The organism is Amaricoccus sp., assembly GCF_036846665.1.
Classification (GTDB): Bacteria; Pseudomonadota; Alphaproteobacteria; order Rhodobacterales; family Rhodobacteraceae; genus Amaricoccus.
Window position 1 is genome coordinate 1 of sequence record NZ_DAIUBO010000069.1, and the last position, 17,464, is coordinate 17,464.

The 17,464-nt window shown below is 69.5% G+C and carries 19 protein-coding genes and 1 pseudogene; 10 read left to right on the forward strand and 10 right to left on the reverse strand.

From position 1 onward, the window contains the following. The first annotated feature begins 168 nt into the window (after positions 1–168). Positions 169–735: a hypothetical protein gene (locus tag V7050_RS08740; RefSeq protein ID WP_324368886.1), complete on the forward strand. Its 567-nt coding sequence runs from the start codon at positions 169–171 to the stop codon at positions 733–735. Positions 736–797: 62 nt separating this feature from the next. Here V7050_RS08740 and mltG read toward each other — a convergent pair whose 3' ends face one another. From mltG to V7050_RS08755, 3 genes are all read right to left on the reverse strand, one after another. Next, the gene (gene mltG / locus V7050_RS08745) at positions 798–1,859 is read right to left on the reverse strand and encodes an endolytic transglycosylase MltG (RefSeq protein ID WP_324368884.1); all 1,062 of its coding nucleotides are present in this window, start codon (positions 1,857–1,859) and stop codon (positions 798–800) included. 9 nt (positions 1,860–1,868) lie between these two features. Then, positions 1,869–3,131: a beta-ketoacyl-ACP synthase II gene (gene fabF, locus V7050_RS08750; RefSeq protein WP_324368882.1), complete on the reverse strand. Its 1,263-nt coding sequence runs from the start codon at positions 3,129–3,131 to the stop codon at positions 1,869–1,871. Between the two features lie 248 nt (positions 3,132–3,379). Further along, positions 3,380–3,619, reverse strand: coding sequence for an acyl carrier protein (locus tag V7050_RS08755; RefSeq protein WP_324368880.1), 240 nt, complete (start codon positions 3,617–3,619; stop codon positions 3,380–3,382). A gap of 239 nt (positions 3,620–3,858) precedes the next feature. Here V7050_RS08755 and V7050_RS08760 point away from each other — a divergent pair, with 239 nt between their 5' ends. After that, on the forward strand, positions 3,859–4,764 hold the full coding sequence (locus V7050_RS08760) for a DMT family transporter (RefSeq protein WP_324368878.1): 906 nt from the start codon (positions 3,859–3,861) through the stop codon (positions 4,762–4,764). A 10-nt stretch (positions 4,765–4,774) separates the two neighbouring features. Here the strand turns inward: V7050_RS08760 and fabG are convergent, their stop codons facing one another. The 3 genes from fabG to V7050_RS08775 all read right to left on the reverse strand — a co-directional run bounded on the left by fabG (position 4,775) and on the right by V7050_RS08775 (position 8,178). Next, positions 4,775–5,512 carry a 3-oxoacyl-[acyl-carrier-protein] reductase gene (gene fabG, locus V7050_RS08765; protein ID WP_324368876.1) on the reverse strand — a complete coding sequence of 246 codons (738 nt, stop codon included), beginning with the start codon at positions 5,510–5,512 and terminating at the stop codon, positions 4,775–4,777. Next, on the reverse strand, positions 5,505–6,446 hold the full coding sequence (gene fabD, locus V7050_RS08770; protein WP_324368874.1) for an ACP S-malonyltransferase: 942 nt from the start codon (positions 6,444–6,446) through the stop codon (positions 5,505–5,507). The genes fabG and fabD overlap by 8 nt, the downstream gene beginning before the upstream one ends. Before the next feature lie 178 nt (positions 6,447–6,624). Continuing rightward, positions 6,625–8,178: a Ppx/GppA family phosphatase gene (locus V7050_RS08775; protein ID WP_324368873.1), complete on the reverse strand. Its 1,554-nt coding sequence runs from the start codon at positions 8,176–8,178 to the stop codon at positions 6,625–6,627. Between the two features lie 322 nt (positions 8,179–8,500). Here V7050_RS08775 and rpsF point away from each other — a divergent pair, with 322 nt between their 5' ends. Genes rpsF through rplI form a run of 3 tightly spaced genes read left to right on the forward strand, consistent with a single transcriptional unit; the run spans position 8,501 to position 9,722 of the window. Beyond that, on the forward strand, positions 8,501–8,875 hold the full coding sequence (rpsF, locus tag V7050_RS08780; protein ID WP_324368871.1) for a 30S ribosomal protein S6: 375 nt from the start codon (positions 8,501–8,503) through the stop codon (positions 8,873–8,875). A 12-nt stretch (positions 8,876–8,887) separates the two neighbouring features. Further along, positions 8,888–9,115 carry a 30S ribosomal protein S18 gene (gene rpsR / locus V7050_RS08785; protein ID WP_324368870.1) on the forward strand — a complete coding sequence of 76 codons (228 nt, stop codon included), beginning with the start codon at positions 8,888–8,890 and terminating at the stop codon, positions 9,113–9,115. A 10-nt stretch (positions 9,116–9,125) separates the two neighbouring features. Continuing rightward, positions 9,126–9,722 (forward strand): 50S ribosomal protein L9, encoded by a 597-nt coding sequence (rplI, locus tag V7050_RS08790; protein WP_324368868.1) that lies wholly within the window; start codon positions 9,126–9,128, stop codon positions 9,720–9,722. A 206-nt stretch (positions 9,723–9,928) separates the two neighbouring features. Here rplI and V7050_RS08795 read toward each other — a convergent pair whose 3' ends face one another. The 3 genes from V7050_RS08795 to V7050_RS08805 all read right to left on the reverse strand — a co-directional run bounded on the left by V7050_RS08795 (position 9,929) and on the right by V7050_RS08805 (position 13,787). Beyond that, the gene (locus V7050_RS08795; RefSeq protein WP_324374568.1) at positions 9,929–11,620 is read right to left on the reverse strand and encodes an ABC transporter permease; all 1,692 of its coding nucleotides are present in this window, start codon (positions 11,618–11,620) and stop codon (positions 9,929–9,931) included. A 68-nt stretch (positions 11,621–11,688) separates the two neighbouring features. Then, on the reverse strand, positions 11,689–13,026 hold the full coding sequence (gene chrA, locus V7050_RS08800; RefSeq protein WP_324368417.1) for a chromate efflux transporter: 1,338 nt from the start codon (positions 13,024–13,026) through the stop codon (positions 11,689–11,691). After that, entirely contained in the window at positions 13,023–13,787 is a 765-nt protein-coding gene (locus V7050_RS08805) for a GNAT family N-acetyltransferase (RefSeq protein WP_324368420.1), read from the reverse strand. Before V7050_RS08805 ends, chrA begins: the two co-directional genes overlap by 4 nt. A 112-nt stretch (positions 13,788–13,899) precedes the next feature. On the opposite strand from V7050_RS08805, the gene msrB reads away from it, so the two are divergent. After that, positions 13,900–14,310, forward strand: a complete 411-nt coding sequence (gene msrB / locus V7050_RS08810) for a peptide-methionine (R)-S-oxide reductase MsrB (protein WP_324368421.1) — start codon at positions 13,900–13,902, stop codon at positions 14,308–14,310. A 22-nt stretch (positions 14,311–14,332) separates the two neighbouring features. On the opposite strand, the gene V7050_RS08815 is transcribed toward msrB, so the two are convergent. After that, a complete protein-coding gene (locus V7050_RS08815; RefSeq protein WP_324368423.1) occupies positions 14,333–14,788 on the reverse strand; it encodes an outer membrane protein assembly factor BamE in 456 nt (151 codons plus the stop codon). A 109-nt stretch (positions 14,789–14,897) separates the two neighbouring features. Here V7050_RS08815 and V7050_RS08820 point away from each other — a divergent pair, with 109 nt between their 5' ends. The 4 genes and pseudogenes from V7050_RS08820 to V7050_RS08835 all read left to right on the forward strand — a co-directional run. Continuing rightward, positions 14,898–15,479 carry a YceD family protein gene (locus V7050_RS08820; RefSeq protein ID WP_324368425.1) on the forward strand — a complete coding sequence of 194 codons (582 nt, stop codon included), beginning with the start codon at positions 14,898–14,900 and terminating at the stop codon, positions 15,477–15,479. A gap of 172 nt (positions 15,480–15,651) precedes the next feature. Beyond that, positions 15,652–15,858: a 50S ribosomal protein L32 gene (rpmF, locus tag V7050_RS08825; protein WP_324368427.1), complete on the forward strand. Its 207-nt coding sequence runs from the start codon at positions 15,652–15,654 to the stop codon at positions 15,856–15,858. Positions 15,859–15,885: 27 nt separating this feature from the next. Then, the gene (gene plsX, locus V7050_RS08830; protein ID WP_324368429.1) at positions 15,886–17,001 is read left to right on the forward strand and encodes a phosphate acyltransferase PlsX; all 1,116 of its coding nucleotides are present in this window, start codon (positions 15,886–15,888) and stop codon (positions 16,999–17,001) included. A gap of 2 nt (positions 17,002–17,003) precedes the next feature. Continuing rightward, positions 17,004–17,464, forward strand: a pseudogene (locus V7050_RS08835) (3-oxoacyl-ACP synthase); the annotation flags it as partial.

Here is a 17,464-nt window from a genome sequence, read left to right on the forward strand (position 1 = left end):
CCGAGTGAATCACGGTTCGACGAAAACTGACAGGTAAATGCGGGTGCCCAGCTAAAAGTTCAAGCTCTTCACCGCGCATTAGAAAAAACTATCGCGGCCCGACAAGATAGTATAGATGTATATTCTATTACTGATAAGGACAGTGAATCCTACACTTTAGAAGATTCTATGGGCAAGCAACTCCAGTGGGACGTCTATCACATTGAAAACTATTTACTTGATAGTCAATATATAGCGCTAGCTCTAAATGAGATGCTGTCACCCTCTACCAATTTCAATGCTAAATTGGTTGAGCGACATCTTTGTGCCGCTGCAGAGAAAACTAAGCATAGTCTAATCGAGCACGAGATTAGAAAACTGGTGAATGAGAAACTCACAGGATGTTTGAACTTTCAAATCGATCCATCTAGGACGGACTCTGCTGCGGCTCTCCGAGAGGCAATTGATCGATCAGTAAATAGAATAAATACTGCGGCAAATACTGACTATGCGTTGGAAAAATTAATTGAACATGAGCACAACATCGCATTGCGCTTGCAAGGTGATCTAGAAGGGGGAAACTGGAGGCGCACTTTTAAGGGTAGAGATATTCTGAAGGAGTTTACTAGAACACATGGAAAAGGTGTGCGCTATCAACATTTTCGCAATCTCTTGGTGGCTCGAATGAAGGCGGATGGTCATCAACCGGAGGGTATGAAAAGGGTGATCGGCACTGTCTTCAACACGGTCGTCTAATTTACTATTATAATCAAAGGCTTACATTTGGTTGCAACGTGCAACCTCCCCAAAACACCGGTCTACTGCCCCACCACCTCGCCCTCGACCGCAGCACCCTCCCCGGCCGCCTCGGCCTCGGCCGCAGCCGCTTCCGCCTCCAGCGCCCGCTGCGCCTCGATCCGACGCCAGGCCGCCACATTGGCGTTGTGCTGCTCCAGCGTCGCGGCGAAGGCATGGCCGCCGGTGCCGTCGGCGACGAAATAGAACTCCTCCGTCGCGGGCGGATTGGCCGCCGCGGCGATGGCCTCGGGGCCGGGATTGGCGATCGGCCCCGGCGGCAGGCCCTCGATGACATAGGTGTTGTAGGGCGTGGCCGTGGCCAGCTCGCTCGCCTTCAGCCCCCGGCCGAGCGGCCCCTCGCCTCCCGTGATGCCGTAGATCACCGTGGGGTCGGTCTGGAGCCGCATGCCGCGGTTCAGCCGGTTGACGAAGACCGCCGCCACCCGCGGCCGCTCCTCGGCCAGGCCGGTTTCCTTCTCCACGATCGAGGCCAGCGTCAGCAGCTCCTCGGGCGATTTCAGCGGCAGCGCCTTGTCGCGCCCCGCCCAGGCGGTCACCAGGATCTCCTGCTGCCGCGCCTCCATCCGCGCGAGGATGTCGTTGCGGTCGTCGCCCTTCTGGTAGTCGTAGCCCGCCGGCGCCAGCGTGCCCTCGGGCGGGACTTCCGCGATCTCCCCGGTCAGCTCCTCGCGCGCGTTCAGCGCCTCCACCACCTGCCAGCTGGTCCAGCCCTCCGGCACCACGATCTGGCGCAGCACATTGGCGCCCTCGTTCAGGAGCTCGAGGATCTCCTGCATCGAGGCATGCGCGGGGATGTCGTATTCCCCGAAGCGCAGCCCGGCGTCCATGTCGGTATAGCGCGCCGCGATCCGGAAGATCCGCGGATCGGAGATCGCGCCCTTCGCCTCCAGCTCCCGCGTCACGTCGGTCAGGGTCGCACCCCGCGCCACCTCGAACTGCAGCGGCTCCTGCAGCGGCCCGCGGGCGCGGTATTGCGACTGCGCCCAGGTGACGATCCCGAAGAGCACCACCAGCCCGAGGATGAGGAAGGTCAGCGCATTGGCGGCGACATGGCGCATCATGGCCGGCGGCTACTCCACCCGGCGCAGGACGAGCGAGGCGTTGGTGCCGCCGAAGCCGAAGGAATTCGACAGCGCCACGTCGATCGTCCGCTTGACTGCCGCCTTGGGCGCGAGGTCGAGCGGCGTCTCGACGGAAGGATTGTCGAGGTTGAGCGTCGGCGGCGCGACGCCGTCGCGGATCGCCAGCAGGCAGAAGATCGCCTCGACCGCCCCGGCCGCGCCGAGCAGATGCCCGATCGAGGATTTGGTCGAGGACATCGTCGCCCGCCCCGCCGCATCGCCGAGCAGGCGGACCACCGCGTTGAGCTCGATCTCGTCGCCCACCGGCGTCGAGGTGCCATGGGCATTGACGTAGTCCACGTCCCCCGGCGCCAGCCCCGCATCCCTGAGCGCCGCCGTCATCGCCCGGAAGCCGCCGTCGCCGTCCGGCGCCGGCGAGGTGATGTGATAGGCATCCCCCGAAAGCCCGTATCCCGCGACCTCGCCGTAGATGCGCGCGCCGCGCGCCTTGGCATGCTCGAGCTCCTCGAGCACCACCACGCCTGCGCCCTCGCCCATCACGAAGCCGTCGCGGTCGCGGTCGTAAGGACGGCTGCCGCGCTCGGGCTCCTCGTTGAAGCTCGTCGAGAGCGCCTTGCAGGCGGCGAAGCCGGCGATGCCGAGTTCGCAGATCGCCGCCTCCGCGCCGCCGGCGATCATCACCTCCGCATCGCCGTGCTGGATCAGCCGCGCCCCGTCGCCGATGGCATGGGCCCCGGTGGAGCAGGCGGTCACCACCGAATGGTTCGGCCCCTTGAAGCCGTAGCGGATCGAGACCTGCCCCGAGCAGAGATTGATCAGGCTGGCGGGAATGAAGAAGGGCGACACCCGCCGCGGCCCCTTGTCGCGCAGGGTCAGCGTCGTCTCGGCGATGGTCGAGAGCCCGCCGATCCCCGAGCCGATGATCACCCCGGTCCGCAGCCGGTCCGCCTCCGCCTCGGGCATCCAGTCGGCGTCGCGCACCGCCTGCTCGGCGGCGGCCATGGCGTAGAGGATGAAGCGGTCGACCTTGCGGCTCTCCTTCGGCGCCATCCAGTCGTCGGGATTGAAGGTGCCGTTCGACCCGTCGCCCAGGGGAACCTCGCAGGCGATCGAGCAGGCCAGATGCGAGGCGTCGAACCGCGTGATCCGCCCCGCCCCGGAGCGGCCGGCGGTCAGCCGCGACCAGCTCTCCTCGACCCCGCAGGCCAGTGGCGTGACGAGCCCGATCCCGGTGATCACAACGCGCCGCATCGCTTCTCCGATCGCTTGGTCCCAATGCCCGACCGGTTTACCTTGAAGCCCGCGACCCCGACAAGGCCCGATGTCGCCGGCGCCGGGGCAGGCCGCTCGGGGCGCGACATCCCGCCCGTCTCATCCCGACATGCCCACCCGGCGGACGGATCCGCGCGCCATTCGTCCACCGCGGCCGCAACGATCCCGCCAAAGGAAAGGGCGCCCGGCCGCGCCGGACGCCCCTGTCTGATCCTGCGAAGACGGCTTCAGGCGTTCGCGTGGGATTCGATGAATTTCACCGCGTCGCCATAGGTCTGGATCGTCTCGGCCGCGTCGTCGGGGATCTCGATGCCGAATTCCTCCTCGAAGGCCATGACCAGCTCGACCGTGTCGAGGCTGTCGGCGCCGAGATCGTCGATGAAGGAGGCGGTCTCGGTGACCTTGCCTTCATCGACGCTCAGATGGTCGACCACGATCTTCTTCACCCGCTCCGCGATATCGCTCATTGCTTGTCCTCTTGCTGGTCCGGTTCCGGAATGCACATCAGAGCCTGACAGCGCCGGTCCGCTCTTTGTTTACCTTATCAAAAACCGGGAGTCGACGCGTGACCCCCGGCCCAACTTGTTGGCGCTATAGCATAACCGCCGCCGGTGGCAAATGCTATTGCGGTTGCGCCGCCGCTGTCGCGTTTCGATCGCGCCCCCCCCCGATTGCAAGCGCCGCGGACCGCCCCTAACGTCGCGCGATGACAGCGGACCGTCCATTGCTCGGCATTGCCTTCATCCTCGGCTTCTGTGCCGTGGCGCCGGTCGGCGACGCGACGGCCAAGTTCCTCGGCGCGAGCGTGCCGCTCGTCCAGGTGCTGCTCTGCCGCTTCGCCGGGCAGGCGCTGATCCTGTTGCCGGTGGTGGCGCTGACCGGCGGCAGCCTGACGATGCCGGCGCATGTGCTCGGGATCGCCTTCCTGCGCACTCTCCTGCACATCGCCGCCATGGGCGCCTTCTTCACGGCGCTGCGATTCCTGCCCCTGGCCGATGCGACGGCGATCACCTTCGTGCTCCCCTTCATCCTGCTCCTGCTCGGCTGGCTCCTGATGGGCGAGGAGGTCGGGCCGCGCCGCATCGCCGCCTGCGCCGCGGGCTTCGCCGGAACCCTGCTCGTCATCCAGCCGAGCTTCGCGGTGGTCGGCTGGCCGGCGCTCCTGCCGCTCCTCGTCGCCTGTATCTTCGCCGGCTTCATGCTCCTGACCCGGCGCATCGCCAAGGAAACCGACGCGGTCGCGCTCCAGGCGGTCAGCGGGCTCATGGCCACCGCCCTGCTCGTCGCGGGAATCGCCCTCGGCGCGGGCAGCGACCTCGCGATCCTCGAATTCGTGCGCCCGACCCTGCGCGAGGCGCTGCTGCTCGCCGCAGTCGGGGTCTTCGGAACGATCGGGCATCTGCTGCTCACCTGGTCGCTGCGCTTCGCGCCCTCCGCGACCGTCGCGCCGATGCAGTATCTCGAGATCCCCGTCGCCACCTTCGTGGGCTGGGCGGTCTTCGGGGACCTGCCGAACGGCCTCGCCGCGCTCGGGATCGCAGTGACCATGGGCGCGGGGCTCTATATCCTGATGCGCGAGCGCATCGCCGCGCGAAGCCTGCCGGCGAAATGACCGGGCGCGGTCAGATCATCGCCATCCCGCCGTTGACGTGCAGGGTCTGGCCGGTGACATAGGCCGCCTCCGCCGAGGCGAGCCAGGCGACCGCCGCGGCCACCTCCGCGCCGGTGCCCATGCGCCCCGCGGGGATCTGCGCGAGTATCCGCGCCTTCTGCTCGTCGTTGAGGACCTCCGTCATCGCGCTCTCGATGAAGCCCGGCGCCACGCAATTGACCGTGATGCCTCGGCTCGCCACCTCCGCGGCCAGCGCCTTCGACATGCCGATCACGCCCGCCTTTGAGGCGACGTAGTTCGCCTGCCCCGGATTGCCGGTGACGCCCACCACCGAGGAGATGTTGACGATCCGCCCCCAGCGCGCCTTCATCATCCCCCGGAGCACGCCGCGGGAAAGCCGCATGGTGCTGGTCAGGTTGACCTCGATCACCCGCGCCCAATCCTCGTCGGACATGCGCATCATCAGCTGGTCCTTGGTGATCCCGGCGTTGTTGACCAGGATCTCCAGCGAGCCCATCGCTTCCGCCGCCCGCTTGGGCAGCGCCTCCACCGCGGCGGCCTCGCCGAGGTCGCAGGGCAGCACATGCGCCCGTTCCCCCAGCGCCCCGGCCAGTTCCTCCAGCGGCCCGACCCGCGTCCCCGAGAGCGACACCACCGCGCCCTGCGCATGCAGCGCCCGGGCGATCGCCCCGCCGATGCCCCCCGATGCGCCGGTGACCAGCGCCGTCCTGCCCGCGAGATCAAACATCCGTCTCTCCCTCCAGTGCCGCCACATCCGCCGGCGTGCCGACCGCGCGCACCGCGATCTCCCTGTCGATCCGCTTCACCATGCCCGAGAGCGCCTTGCCCGCGCCGATCTCCACGACCTCGGTGACCCCCTGCGCCGCCATCCAGGCGACGCTCTCGCGCCAGCGCACCCGGCCGGTGACCTGCTCGACCAGGAGCCGCCGGATCGCGTCGGGATCGCTGACCGCCTCGGCCCGGACGTTGCAGACAAGCGGCACGATCGGTGCCCGCAGATCGACGCCCGCGAGCGCCTCGGACATCGCCTCCGCCGCCGGCGCCATCAGCGCGCAATGGAAGGGCGCGCTGACCGGCAGCAGCATCGCGCGCTTGGCCCCCTTGGCCTTGGCGATCTCCACCGCCCGGCCCACCGCCGCGGCATGGCCGGAGACCACCACCTGCGCGGGATCGTTGTCGTTCGCCGCGGCGCAGATCTCGCCCGCCGCCGCCTCCGCCGCCAATGCCTCGACCGACGCGAGATCGAGCCCCAGCACCACCGCCATGGCGCCCTCGCCCACCGGCACCGCCTCCTGCATCGCCCGGCCGCGCAGCCGCAGGAGCCGCGCAGCATCCGCCAGCCCGAGCGCCTCCGCGGCACAGAGCGCGGAATATTCGCCCAGCGAATGCCCGGCCACGAAGCGCGCCCGCTCGATGCCGAACCCCACCGAGGCCATCGCCCGCATCGCCGCGATCGAGGTCGCCATCAGCGCCGGCTGGGCATTGGCGGTGAGCGTCAGCTCCGCGATGTCGCCCTCCCAGATCAGCGCCGAGAGCTTCTCGCCCAGCGCCGCATCGACCTCCTCGAAGACCGCCCGGGCCTCGGGGAAGGCCTCCGCGAGCGCGCGGCCCATCCCGACCGCCTGTGCTCCCTGCCCGGGAAAGACGAATGCCCGCTTCATGGCGATCTCCTCGCTCTGCTGCCCTCACACCCTGACTAGCCGCCGTCGCCCGCCCGCGTCCAGCCCCGGCGGCGGCACCCGCGCCTCCCCAGGCGTCCGGAGGAGAATGAGACAACCTGCCGATGCGATTGCCGCCGCCCGGCGAAATCCCCGGCGAGAATCCCGTCGGGGCCCGGCCCTATGCTTCCACCGCCACGATCTCCGCGCCCTCGACGCCCGTCGCCTTCGCGAGCTGCCGCAGCCGCGCCTGCACCGCGTCGCTGTCGGGCACGCTGGCGGGATTGACGACCTCGAGCCGCACCGCATCGGCATCGATGCGCAGCCGCGCATGCTCGAGGATCTCCGGGACGCTGGCGGAGAACCGATGCCCGAGCAGGAGCGCGCGGCCGAGGATTTCGGCCCGCCGGAGCTCGGCCGGACTGAGAAGGTCGCCGACCGCCGCCTTCACCGTCTCGTCTACCTTGCCGTCGTAGCGGGCGAGGATCGCCACGGAGAGGAACGCATGCTCGGCATGCGAGATGCCGATGAAGGGAAACTGCAACAGGCGCTGGAAGCTCTCCTCCGCCCGGACCTTGGCATGGTCCCGCCAGGACATGTCGGTCAGCGAGCAGGCGGCGAGCCGCAGGCGCCGGTCGTTCTGGCTCTCGCCGGGGAAGAGAGCGTCGGTCCACCGGCCAAGCGCCGCGCTGAATTCCGGCACCCGCGCCGTGGGCAGGCCGATCGCCTGCGCGCCTTCCAGCAGCGGATCGCGGTACTGCTCGTCATGGTCGAGCTGCGCATAGAGCCAGCCTTCCCTCAGGCCGCAGGCCGAGAAGACCACGCGCTCCGGCTTGAGGTTCTTCAGCACGCGGGACATCACCATCGCCGCCGCCGGCAGGGTGGCGACCCGCCGGCCCGGAACGTCCGGGAGCGCCGCCACCTCCTCGGGGCTCATCCGCGCGATCCTCTTGGCGAGCGCGCGGGCCTCGCCGGCCACGATGTCATAGCCGTGCACCACGCTGATCGGACAGCCGCTCATCGCGATATGCACCCGGGCGAGCGCACGCCAGCCCCCGCCGACGGCGTAGAACACCGGCTCGGTCAAGAGCGGCGGCAGGCTCTCCTGCAGGATGGCGTCGATCGCCTTCTTGGCACTGTCATAGCCCTCGGCGAGCAAGGCCTTCACCGGCAGCGCCCCGAGCGGCATGCTCGACATGCGCCCGCCCACATGGTCGCCGACGACCTCGGCGACCTCCAGGCTGCCGCCGCCCATGTCGCCCACCAGACCCCTCGGCTGGAAGAACCCCGAAATGACGCCCAGGGCGCTGTAGGTCGCCTCCTCCTCTCCCGAGAGGATCCGGGTCTCGAGCCCGGTCTTCTCGCGGATGGCCTCCACGAGCGCCGCGCCGTTCCGGGCGCGCCGCGTCGCCTCGGTCGCCAGCACGTCGACCCGTCGGACCTTCATCGCCCGGGCGATCGCGTCCAGCCGAACGATGGCGTGCAATGCGCGCGCGATCGCCTCCGCGGAGAGATGGCCTTCCGCATCCATGCCGGCGCCGAGCGCGCAGAGCGACTTCTCGTTGAACCGCGGAAACGGCGCACGGCTCAGATCGTCGTAGACCACCAGGCGGATCGAGTTGGAGCCGATGTCGATGACGCCGTAATGCTCCTGCTCGCGGCCGAGGACACGCTCCGTGTCGATCTCGATCATCCGAAGGTCGGTGACCCTCTGCTTCACGCCGTCAGCCGCCATCGCCCCCTCCTGTTCCGCGAACCCCGATGCCGCGGAAGGCCGCCGCGCCGGATCCCGGTGCATCATAACAGGCATTTCTTTCGGGCCGCATCCGCCAATCCGCAGGAAACGCGCGGGCCGGCCCCGCGCGTGGGGGGTGCATGGGTTGTGCATGGGCCGTGCATTCCGCCGACACCGCGAATCCCGCGCGGGGGGCGCTTGCAATCCGCGCGCCGCTCTGACAGAAGGCCGCGTCCCTCCAGACGCATCCACGCGCCGCCTCTCGTACGGAACCGGAGGGCATGATGGTCCGTTTTGAAGCGCGCAGGCAAACAGGTGACGCATGGCTCTCTACGAGCATGTCTTTATCGCGCGGCAGGATCTGTCGAACGCGCAGGCCGAGGGGCTCATCGAGCATTTCGGCCAGGTTCTCGCCGACAATGGCGGATCGGTGGTCGGCTCCGAATACTGGGGCCTCAAGACGCTGGCCTACAAGATCAACAAGAACCGCAAGGGCCATTACGCCTTCGTGAAGTCCGACGCGCCCGCGCCGGCGGTGCAGGAGATGGAGCGGCTGATGCGGCTCCACGAGGACGTGATGCGCGTGCTGACCATCAAGGTCGACGCCCATGAGGAGGGCCCCTCGGCGGTGGTCCAGTCCCGCAACCAGCGCGACGACCGCGGCCCGCGCCGCCCGCGCCGCGACGACGACAACTAGAGGCAGCAAGCCATGGCAAACAGACCCTTTTTCCGCCGCCGCAAGTCCTGCCCCTTCTCGAGCGACAACTCGCCGAAGATCGACTACAAGGACGTGAAGCTGCTGCAGCGCTACATCTCCGAGCGCGGCAAGATCGTGCCGAGCCGCATCACCGCCGTCTCGTCCAAGAAGCAGCGCGAGCTCGCCCAGGCGATCAAGCGCGCGCGGTTCCTCGCCCTCCTGCCCTACGCCGTGAAGTAAGGAGCGGATCATGGAAGTCGTACTTCTCCAGCGGGTCGCCAAGCTCGGCCAGATGGGCGAGATCGTCCGCGTCAAGGATGGCTACGCCCGCAACTACCTGCTGCCCCAGGGCAAGGCGCTGCGCTCGACGCCGGCCAATCTCGCGCGTTTCGAGACCGAGCGCGCCCAGCTCGAGACCCGCAATCTCGAGCAGAAGGCCGAGGCCGAATCCGTCGCCGCCAAGCTCGGCGGCAAGAGCTTCGTGGTGATTCGCTCCGCCTCGGACGGCGGCGCCCTCTACGGCTCGGTCACCACCCGCGACGTGGCCGATGCCGCCACCGAGGGCGGCTTCAGCCTCGACCGCCGCCAGGTCACCCTCGATCACCCGATCAAGGAGCTCGGCCTGCACAAGCTGACGATCGTGCTGCATCCCGAGGTCGAGGTGACCATCGACGTCAACGTCGCGCGCAGCAAGGAGGAGGCCGAGCTTCAGGCCTCCGGGCGCACGATACAGGAGCTCCAGGCCGAGGCCGATGCCGCGGCCGAATTCGACATCCAGGAGCTCTTCGACGACATCGGCGGCGCGGCCGGCGACGAGGGCGGCCCGGCGGGCATGGAAACCCGCTGAGCGCCCGACCGGCGCGGCAGCAGTGACAGGATCCCGCCGCGGCGATCGCGGCGGAATCGACCGGGCGGCGGTTGCCGACGACCACCGATCGAGCCGCGGCCCGGCGCCGCAGGCCTGCGGCATTCACCCATTCATTTCTCAATCGGCGCCATCGAGTGTCCCCTTCGGCGAAACGGAGGGCTGGACGAAGCTGTCGTTGGACCGGTTCAGGGCCGGCGCCCGAAGAATGCCGGGTGACCATCCGGCGCGACTGGCGGCGGGGGTGTGCGGGCCCGGCGGCTCGGCGCGGCGCCGATGCGGCGGCAGACGAGGATCACCGGCAGGAGGCCGATGGCGACGATCACCAGGCTCGGGACCGCCGCCTGGGCGAGGCGCTCGTCCGCGGCGAGGCGATGGGCCTGCACCGCCAGCGTGTCGAAGTTGAAGGGCCGCATGATCAGCGTCGCGGGCAGTTCCTTCATCACGTCGACGAAGACGATCAGGAGCACGGTGAGCACGCTGCCCTTCAGGATCGGCAGATGCACGCCCGCGAGGATCGCCGGCGGGCTGCGGCCGAGCGTGCGGGCGACCGCGTCGATCCGCGGGCTGATCGTCGCGAGCCCGGCATCGAAGCCGTTGAGCGCGGTCGCCATGAACCGCGCCGCATAGGCCAGCACCAGGAGCCAGATCGAGCCGGTGAAGAGGAGCCCGGTCGCCACCCCGAAGGTCGTGCGCATCCAGGCGTCGAGCGCATTGTCGAGCGCCGCGAAGGGCACCAGCAGCCCCACGGCGATCACGCCGCCCGGCACGGCATAGCCGAGGCCCGCGCCCAGCACGAGCACCCGCGACGCCCGCCCCGGCAGCATGCGGGCGCGAAATCCGATCAGGATGGCGCCGGCTACGGTCACGATCGCCGCCACGCCGGAGAGCGTCAGGGAATTGCCGACGAAGCGCAGGTACTTGGGATCGAGCACGCTCTGCCCCGAGCCCGCCGCCAGTTGCCCGAGCACGATCACCGGCAGCAGGAAGCCGACGAGGACCGGCACGGCGCAGAAGACGCTGGCGAGCCAGGCGGCCGGCCCGCGCAGGGGCTGCCGCTCGAAGTCGCGGATTTCCGCCCCGCGCATGTGGCTGCGCGCCTGCCCGCGCTGGATGCGCTCGATGACCGCGAGCAGGAGCGCGAAGCTCAGCAGGCAGAGCGCGAGCTGCGCGGCCGCGCCGCGGTCGCTCATCGAGAACCACGCCTGGTAGATCCCCGTCGAGAAGGTGCGCACGCTGAAATAGGCGACGGTCCCGTAATCCGCGATCGTCTCCATGATCGCGAGCAGCACGCCTCCGGCGATTGCCGGCCGCGCCATGGGCAGGCTGACCTTCAGGAACGCCCCGGCCGGCCCCTGCCCCAGGGTCCGGGCCGCGAGATAGGCGGTGACCGACTGCCGCCCGAAGGCGGTCCGGGCGAGCAGGTAGACGTAAGGGTAGAGCACGCAGGTCAGCATGAAGGCCGCGCCCGGAAGCGACCGGACATTGGGAAACCAATAGTCGCGCGGCCCCCAGCCGAAGACCGCCCGCAGCCCCGACTGGACCGGCCCGGCATGGGACAGGAGGTCGGTATAGGCATAGGCGAGCACGTAGGCCGGAAAGGCCAGCGGCAGCACGAGCAGCACCTCGAGCGGGGCCGATCCCGGGAAGCGGAACATCGTCACGAGCCAGGCGGTGCCGGTCCCGACCGCGGCGGTCCCCGCCCCCACCAGCAGCACCAGCAGGAGCGTGTTGGCCGCATAGCCCGGCAGCACCGTCGCGACGAGCCCGCGCCAGGTCTCCCAGCTTCCGCCGAACGCCGAGACCGCGGCGGCCAGGATCGGCGCGACGCAGAGGCAGGCCACGGTCCAGGCCAGCCCGTTGAGGATGCGCGTGCCCAAGCTCGGTCCCTTCTCCGGCAGCCCCGCCCGGACCTACCCAACCGGGAGGCCTGCGGCAAGTCCCGGCCCTAGCCGGACGTCACGAGGGTCCAGCCGAGCCCGAGAGCCGCGGTCACCGCCAGGGTGAGCGCCATGCCCGTCCCCAGCCTGAAGACCGCGAAGACCGCCCCCGCCGTCAGGACCAGCGCGGCGAGGTCGAGGGACGACGGGACCGGCAGGTCGAGGCTCAGTCCTAGTCCCGACCAGGGGGCCACTTCGGCGAAGACCACGTGGAGCGCGAACCAGACCGCGAGGTTGAAGATCACCCCCACCACCGCCGCCGTGATCGCCGAGAGCGCCGCGCCGAGGGCGGCGTTGCGGTAGAGCCGCTCCACATGGGGTGCGCCGAGGAAAATCCAGAGGAAGGACGGCAGGAAGGTGACCCAGCTCGCCACCAGCGCGCCCAGGGTGGCGGCGAGCCAGGGGTCGAGCCCGCCCGGGTTCCGGAAGGCCGCGACGAAACCCACGAACTGCACCACCATGATCAGCGGCCCCGGCGTCGTCTCGGCCATGCCCAGCCCGTCGAGCATCTCCCCGGGCTGCAGCCAGCCGTAGTTCTGCACCGCCTCCTGCGCGACATAGGCGAGCACGGCATAGGCGCCGCCGAAGGTGACCACCGCCATCTGGCTGAAGAAGATCGCGAGGCGTGCGAAGACGTTCTCCGGCCCGAGCACCAGCGCGGCCGCCGCGACCGGTCCCAGCCAGAGCAGCGCGATGGCGAGCGGGGCGCCGTAACCGCGCAGTGGCCCTGCGGGCACGGCCGCCACATCGGCGCCGGCCCACGGCGGCGCCCCGTCCCCCTCCACGCCCCGCCCGGTCAGCCATCCGGCGAGCCCGGCCGCGAGGATGATCAGCGGGAACGGGATCCCGAAGAGGAAGATCGCCGCGAAGGCCGCGAAGGCGATCGCCCGGTGCGGCCGGTCGGTCAGCGCCCGGCGGGCGATGCGCAAGAGCGCCTGCAGGACGATCGCCAGCACCGCGGCCTTGAGCCCGAAGAAGAGCCCGGTCACGATCTCGCTCCGGCCGAAGGCGACGTAGAGCGCGCTCAGCGCCAACATCGAGACCAGGCCCGGAAGCACGAAGAGGCTCCCCGCCACGAGGCCGCCGCGCAGCCCGTGCATCAGCCAGCCGAGATAGATCGTCAGCTGATGCGCCTCCGGTCCCGGAAGGAGCATGCAGAAGTTGAGGCCGCGCAGGAAGCGCGCCTCGTCGACCCAGCCCTTCTCCTCGACGATGATCCGGTGCATCACCGCGATCTGGCCCGCCGGCCCGCCGAAGCTCAGCGCCGCGACCCGCGCCCAGGCGCGCAGCGCGTCGGGGAAGGGCACCGCCGCGGAGGCCCCGGCGCCGAGTTCCGGCCCGCTCATGCCGGCGCCGCCGGGATGCCCGGCCCGAGCCGCCGCGCCCGATCGCCGGGGAGCTTGCGGATCTCCAAGCCGGTGAAGACATGCAGCGTGTCGAGGTCGCGGTCCACCACCGCATGATCGGAGACCCGTGCCCCCATCGCCAGATAGCTGCGCAGGAGCGGCGGCATCGCGCGCAGCGCCGCCCGCCGGTCGGGCTGGCCCCGCCGCGGCCGCGGCGCGAGGCGGAGCACGCCCGGCGCCTTGACTCGCGGCCGCCAGCGCCGCGGCGCGACATGCTGCGCCCCGAGCAGCGCGAAGGCATCGGCATAGGGCGCGGCATCGGTGCCACGGAAGCTCGAACAGCCGAAAAGCATCGCCGCCCCGCTTGCGGCGACCCGATGCGCCAGCGCGGCCCAGGCGAGCCGCAGCACATCGGGATCGCGGACCCCCTCCGCCACGCAGAACCGGCCCATCTCGATCATCGGCACCGCGAGCCGCGCAAGCCCCGCGAGGTCGTAGAACTGCGCGGAATAGGATCCGGCCACCTCCCGGCCTTGTGCGAAATGCAGCAGACGGAAGCATGAGAGCAGCCGCCCGCCCGCGACCTCCTCCACCAGCACATGCAGGGCGCGGGCGTCGAATTCGTCGCCGTCGATGCCCTCCGCCTCCGCGCTGCCCTGCGCACGGAACGCGCGGAACCGCAGCCGCTGCGCCGCGCGCAGATCCGCGCCCGGGCCGGCGAAGCGCACCCGCAGCCTGTCATGGGCAAGGCCATCGAGCATCGTCGGTCCAGATGCCTCCCGGTTCGCATCATCGCGCGGTTTCGTGACCGAACCTTGACGGCGCGGCGATCGGCACGACCTTAGGGACCGGGACGCGCAGAGGAGATCCCGCATGGACGGCACATCGAAGAAGATCCGCAAGTCGGACGAGGAATGGCGCAGCCAGCTGTCCGATCTCGCCTTCAGGGTCACGCGCGGGAAGGGCACCGAGCGCCCCTTCACCCATGACGATTTTCCCGAGGCCCCCGGCACCTTCGCCTGCGTCTGCTGCGGCGCGCCGCTCTTCGATGCCGCGGCGAAATTCGACAGCGGCTGCGGCTGGCCGAGCTTCCATTCGCCGATCTCGGGCGCGGCGGTCGAGGAGCATGTGGACGACAGCTGGATCATGCGCCGCACCGAGATCGTCTGCGCCAGCTGCGACGCGCATCTGGGTCATGTCTTTCCCGACGGGCCGGCCCCGACGGGCCAGCGCTATTGCATGAACGGGGTGGCGCTGGATTTCCGGCCGGACCCCGAGGACTGAGCCGCGGAGGGTCCGGCGGCCCTCAGTTCTGGAACTGCTCCGCATCGAGCGTGAGCAGGTTGCCGAAGAGCTGTTCCAGCACGCCCATGCGCCGGCCGCCGGTCTCGGTCGTCCGGGTCGTCAGGTTGACGATCCTTCCGTCCTCGAGCCCGTAGCGCGTCAGGCCCTCGACCACGCCATTGGCGTTGAAATCGACGGCGAGCACGACCCGGTCGATCACCCTGGGCTTGTTGTAGGTGTAGCTCTCGACCGTGCTCTGGACGTAGTACCAGGACGAGTCGCGCAGAAGGCCGCTCGAGGAGGGACGCCCCAGCGCCGCCTCGACGCTCTCGTAGTTCGAAACCCCCGGCGTGACCTGCGCGACATCGGCCTGCGAGGGAACGTAGCCGTGAACCTGGATCGTCGGCGCGCAGGCCGCAACGAGCGCACCGGCGAGCACAAGGGGAGCACCGGCGCGGCGCAGTGATCTCGGGCGCATCTGGTTCCCCGGCCTTCCCTGTTTCCGCTTGCTCCCCTACCCCGCGCATGGTCTAAATTCAAGGAACTTGGGCACCGACGCTCCAGTGACCGGACCCGAAGGACCGATCATGCCCGAACTCGCGACGAAAGCGCCCGACAATCCGGAATTCGCCCGTGTCATCGACCTGGCCGCGATCCGCGACCGGGACGAATTTGCCTTCGACATCCGGCCCGATCCGGCCGAGGCCCGGGCGCTCGCGCGGCTCATGGGCGCGATCTCGCTCAGGCGCATGCGCTTCGCGGGGCGACTCACCCCGGTCGCGCCGAAGGGCTGGCGGCTCGAGGCGCGGCTCGGGGCGACGGTGATTCAGCCCTGCGTGGTGACCCTCGAGCCGGTGACGACCCGGATCGACCAGGACGTCACGCGGCGCTACTTCCCCGCCGCCGGCGAGCGCCCCATCGAGGTCACGGTCGATGCCCGCGAGGACGAGAAGGACGACGAGGTGGAGCCGCTCGGGCCAAGGATCGATCTCGGGCTGGTCGCGACCGAGGCGCTGGCGCTCGCCCTTCCCGCCTATCCCCGCCGCGCCGACGCCGTGCTGCCGCCCGAGGCCGTCGCGGCGCTGGGCGCGTGCGCCGCCGATGAGGCCGAGGCAAAGCCCTTCGCCGCCCTCGCGGCGTTGAAGGACAAGCTGGGCAACAGCTCGTGAGAACCGCGCGAATGGGGCTTGCGCGCGCGCGGGCGATCGCTATCTTCCGCGCTTCGTTTTTCTGGCGCGGGATCGGGTTAGCGGCGTGACACCGCGCGCCGCATCTGCTACCTCGCGCCGGAATGCGACAAGATGATCCGGGCCTTGGCCCGCAGGAGACCGAGGTCGAGACATGGCTGTTCCGAAGAGCAAGGTAACCCGGGCGAAGCGGGGCATGCGCCGCGCCCATGACGCGCTGGTGGCTGCCAATCCCAACGAATGCCCCAATTGCGGCGAATTGCGCCGCCCGCATCACGTCTGCGGAGCTTGCGGGCACTATGACGGTCGCGAGGTCGTCGCGCGCGTCGAAGAGATCGACCTCGACGACGAAGCCGCCTGATCCCGACCTGCGCGAGGTTGGTCCGGAATGACCGCCGAAATATCCCGGACCGATCCGACCGCCCCCCCGACGACGCGCGGGGGCGACATCGTGATCTCGATCGATGCCATGGGCGGCGACCGCGGGGTCGCAGACGTGGTCCGCGGGATGGGCAAGTCGCTGCAGAAGAACCCGCGCCTGCGCTACATCCTCCACGGTGACGGGGCCGAGCTGCATCGAGCCATCCAGGCCCGGAGCCCGCTGGCCGAGCGCACTGACATCCGCCATGCCGAGAGCGTGATCGCGATGGACGAGAAGCCCTCCCGCGCGCTGCGCCGCGGCCAGGGCACCAGCATGTGGAACGCGCTGGAGACCGTGAAATCGGGCGAGAGCTCGGTGGTCATCTCCTGCGGCAATACCGGCGCGCTCATGGCGCTGGCCATGCTGCAGCTGCGCAAGGCCCCCGGCGTCGACCGGCCGGCGATCGCGGTGCTCTGGCCCTCGCACGGCCCCGCCGGCTACAATGTCCTGCTCGATGCCGGCGCCGACGTCCGCGCCGATGCGGGCGATCTTGTCAAGTTCGCACTGATGGGCGCCTCCTATTGCCGCAACGCGCTCGGCGTGCGCCGGCCGCGCGTCGGCCTGCTCAATGTCGGCACAGAGGAGCACAAGGGCCGCCCGGAGCTGCACGAGGCCGCCGAGCTCGTGGCGGCGGCGGGCCCTACGGGCGAATTCGACTACATCGGCTATGTGGAGGGCAGCGACATGCCCTCGGACCGAGTCGACGTGATCGTGACCGACGGCTTCACCGGCAACGTCGCGCTCAAGACCGGCGAAGGCACTGCCCGGATGATCCAGGGCCTGCTGCGCGAGGCCTTCGCCTATTCGTCGCTCTCGCGTATCGGCGCGCTCTTCGCGCTCACCTCGCTCAGGCGGCTCCAGAAGCGCATCGACCCGCGCCGGGTCAACGGCGGCGTCTTCCTGGGGCTGAACGGGACGGTGATCAAGTCGCACGGCAGCGCCGACGCCACCGGAGTCTCGGCGGCGATCAAGCTCGCCTTCGTCCTCGCCGACAGCGGCTTCACCGAGCGGCTCGCGGCGCGCGTCGCCAGCGGCCTCCCAGAACTGCGCAGCGGCGGCGCTCTCGGCGGGGCCGCGACGTGAGCGTGATTCGCGCCGTCCCCCGCGGCACCGGCCACTACCTGCCGGTGCGCGTCGTCGAGAATGCCGAATTCGAGAAGACCCTCGATACGTCGGACGAATGGATCCGCAGCCGCAGCGGAATCGAACGGCGGCATTTCGCCCATGAGGGCGAGAAGACCTCCGACCTCGCCATCGCCGCCGCGCGCGCCGCGCTGCTCGACGCGGGACTCGAGGGCAGCGAGATCGACGCGATCGTCCTCGCCACCGCGACGCCGGATCAGACCTTTCCCTCCACGGCGGTCCGCGTCCAGGACGCCATCGGCATGCGCGGTGGCTTCGCCTTCGACATCCAGGCGGTCTGCGCTGGCTTCGTCTTCGCCCTCGCCCAGGCCGATGCGATGATCCGCACCGGGCTTGCCCGCCGCGTGATGGTGATCGGCGCCGAGACCTTCTCGCGCATCCTCGACTTCACCGACCGCACCAC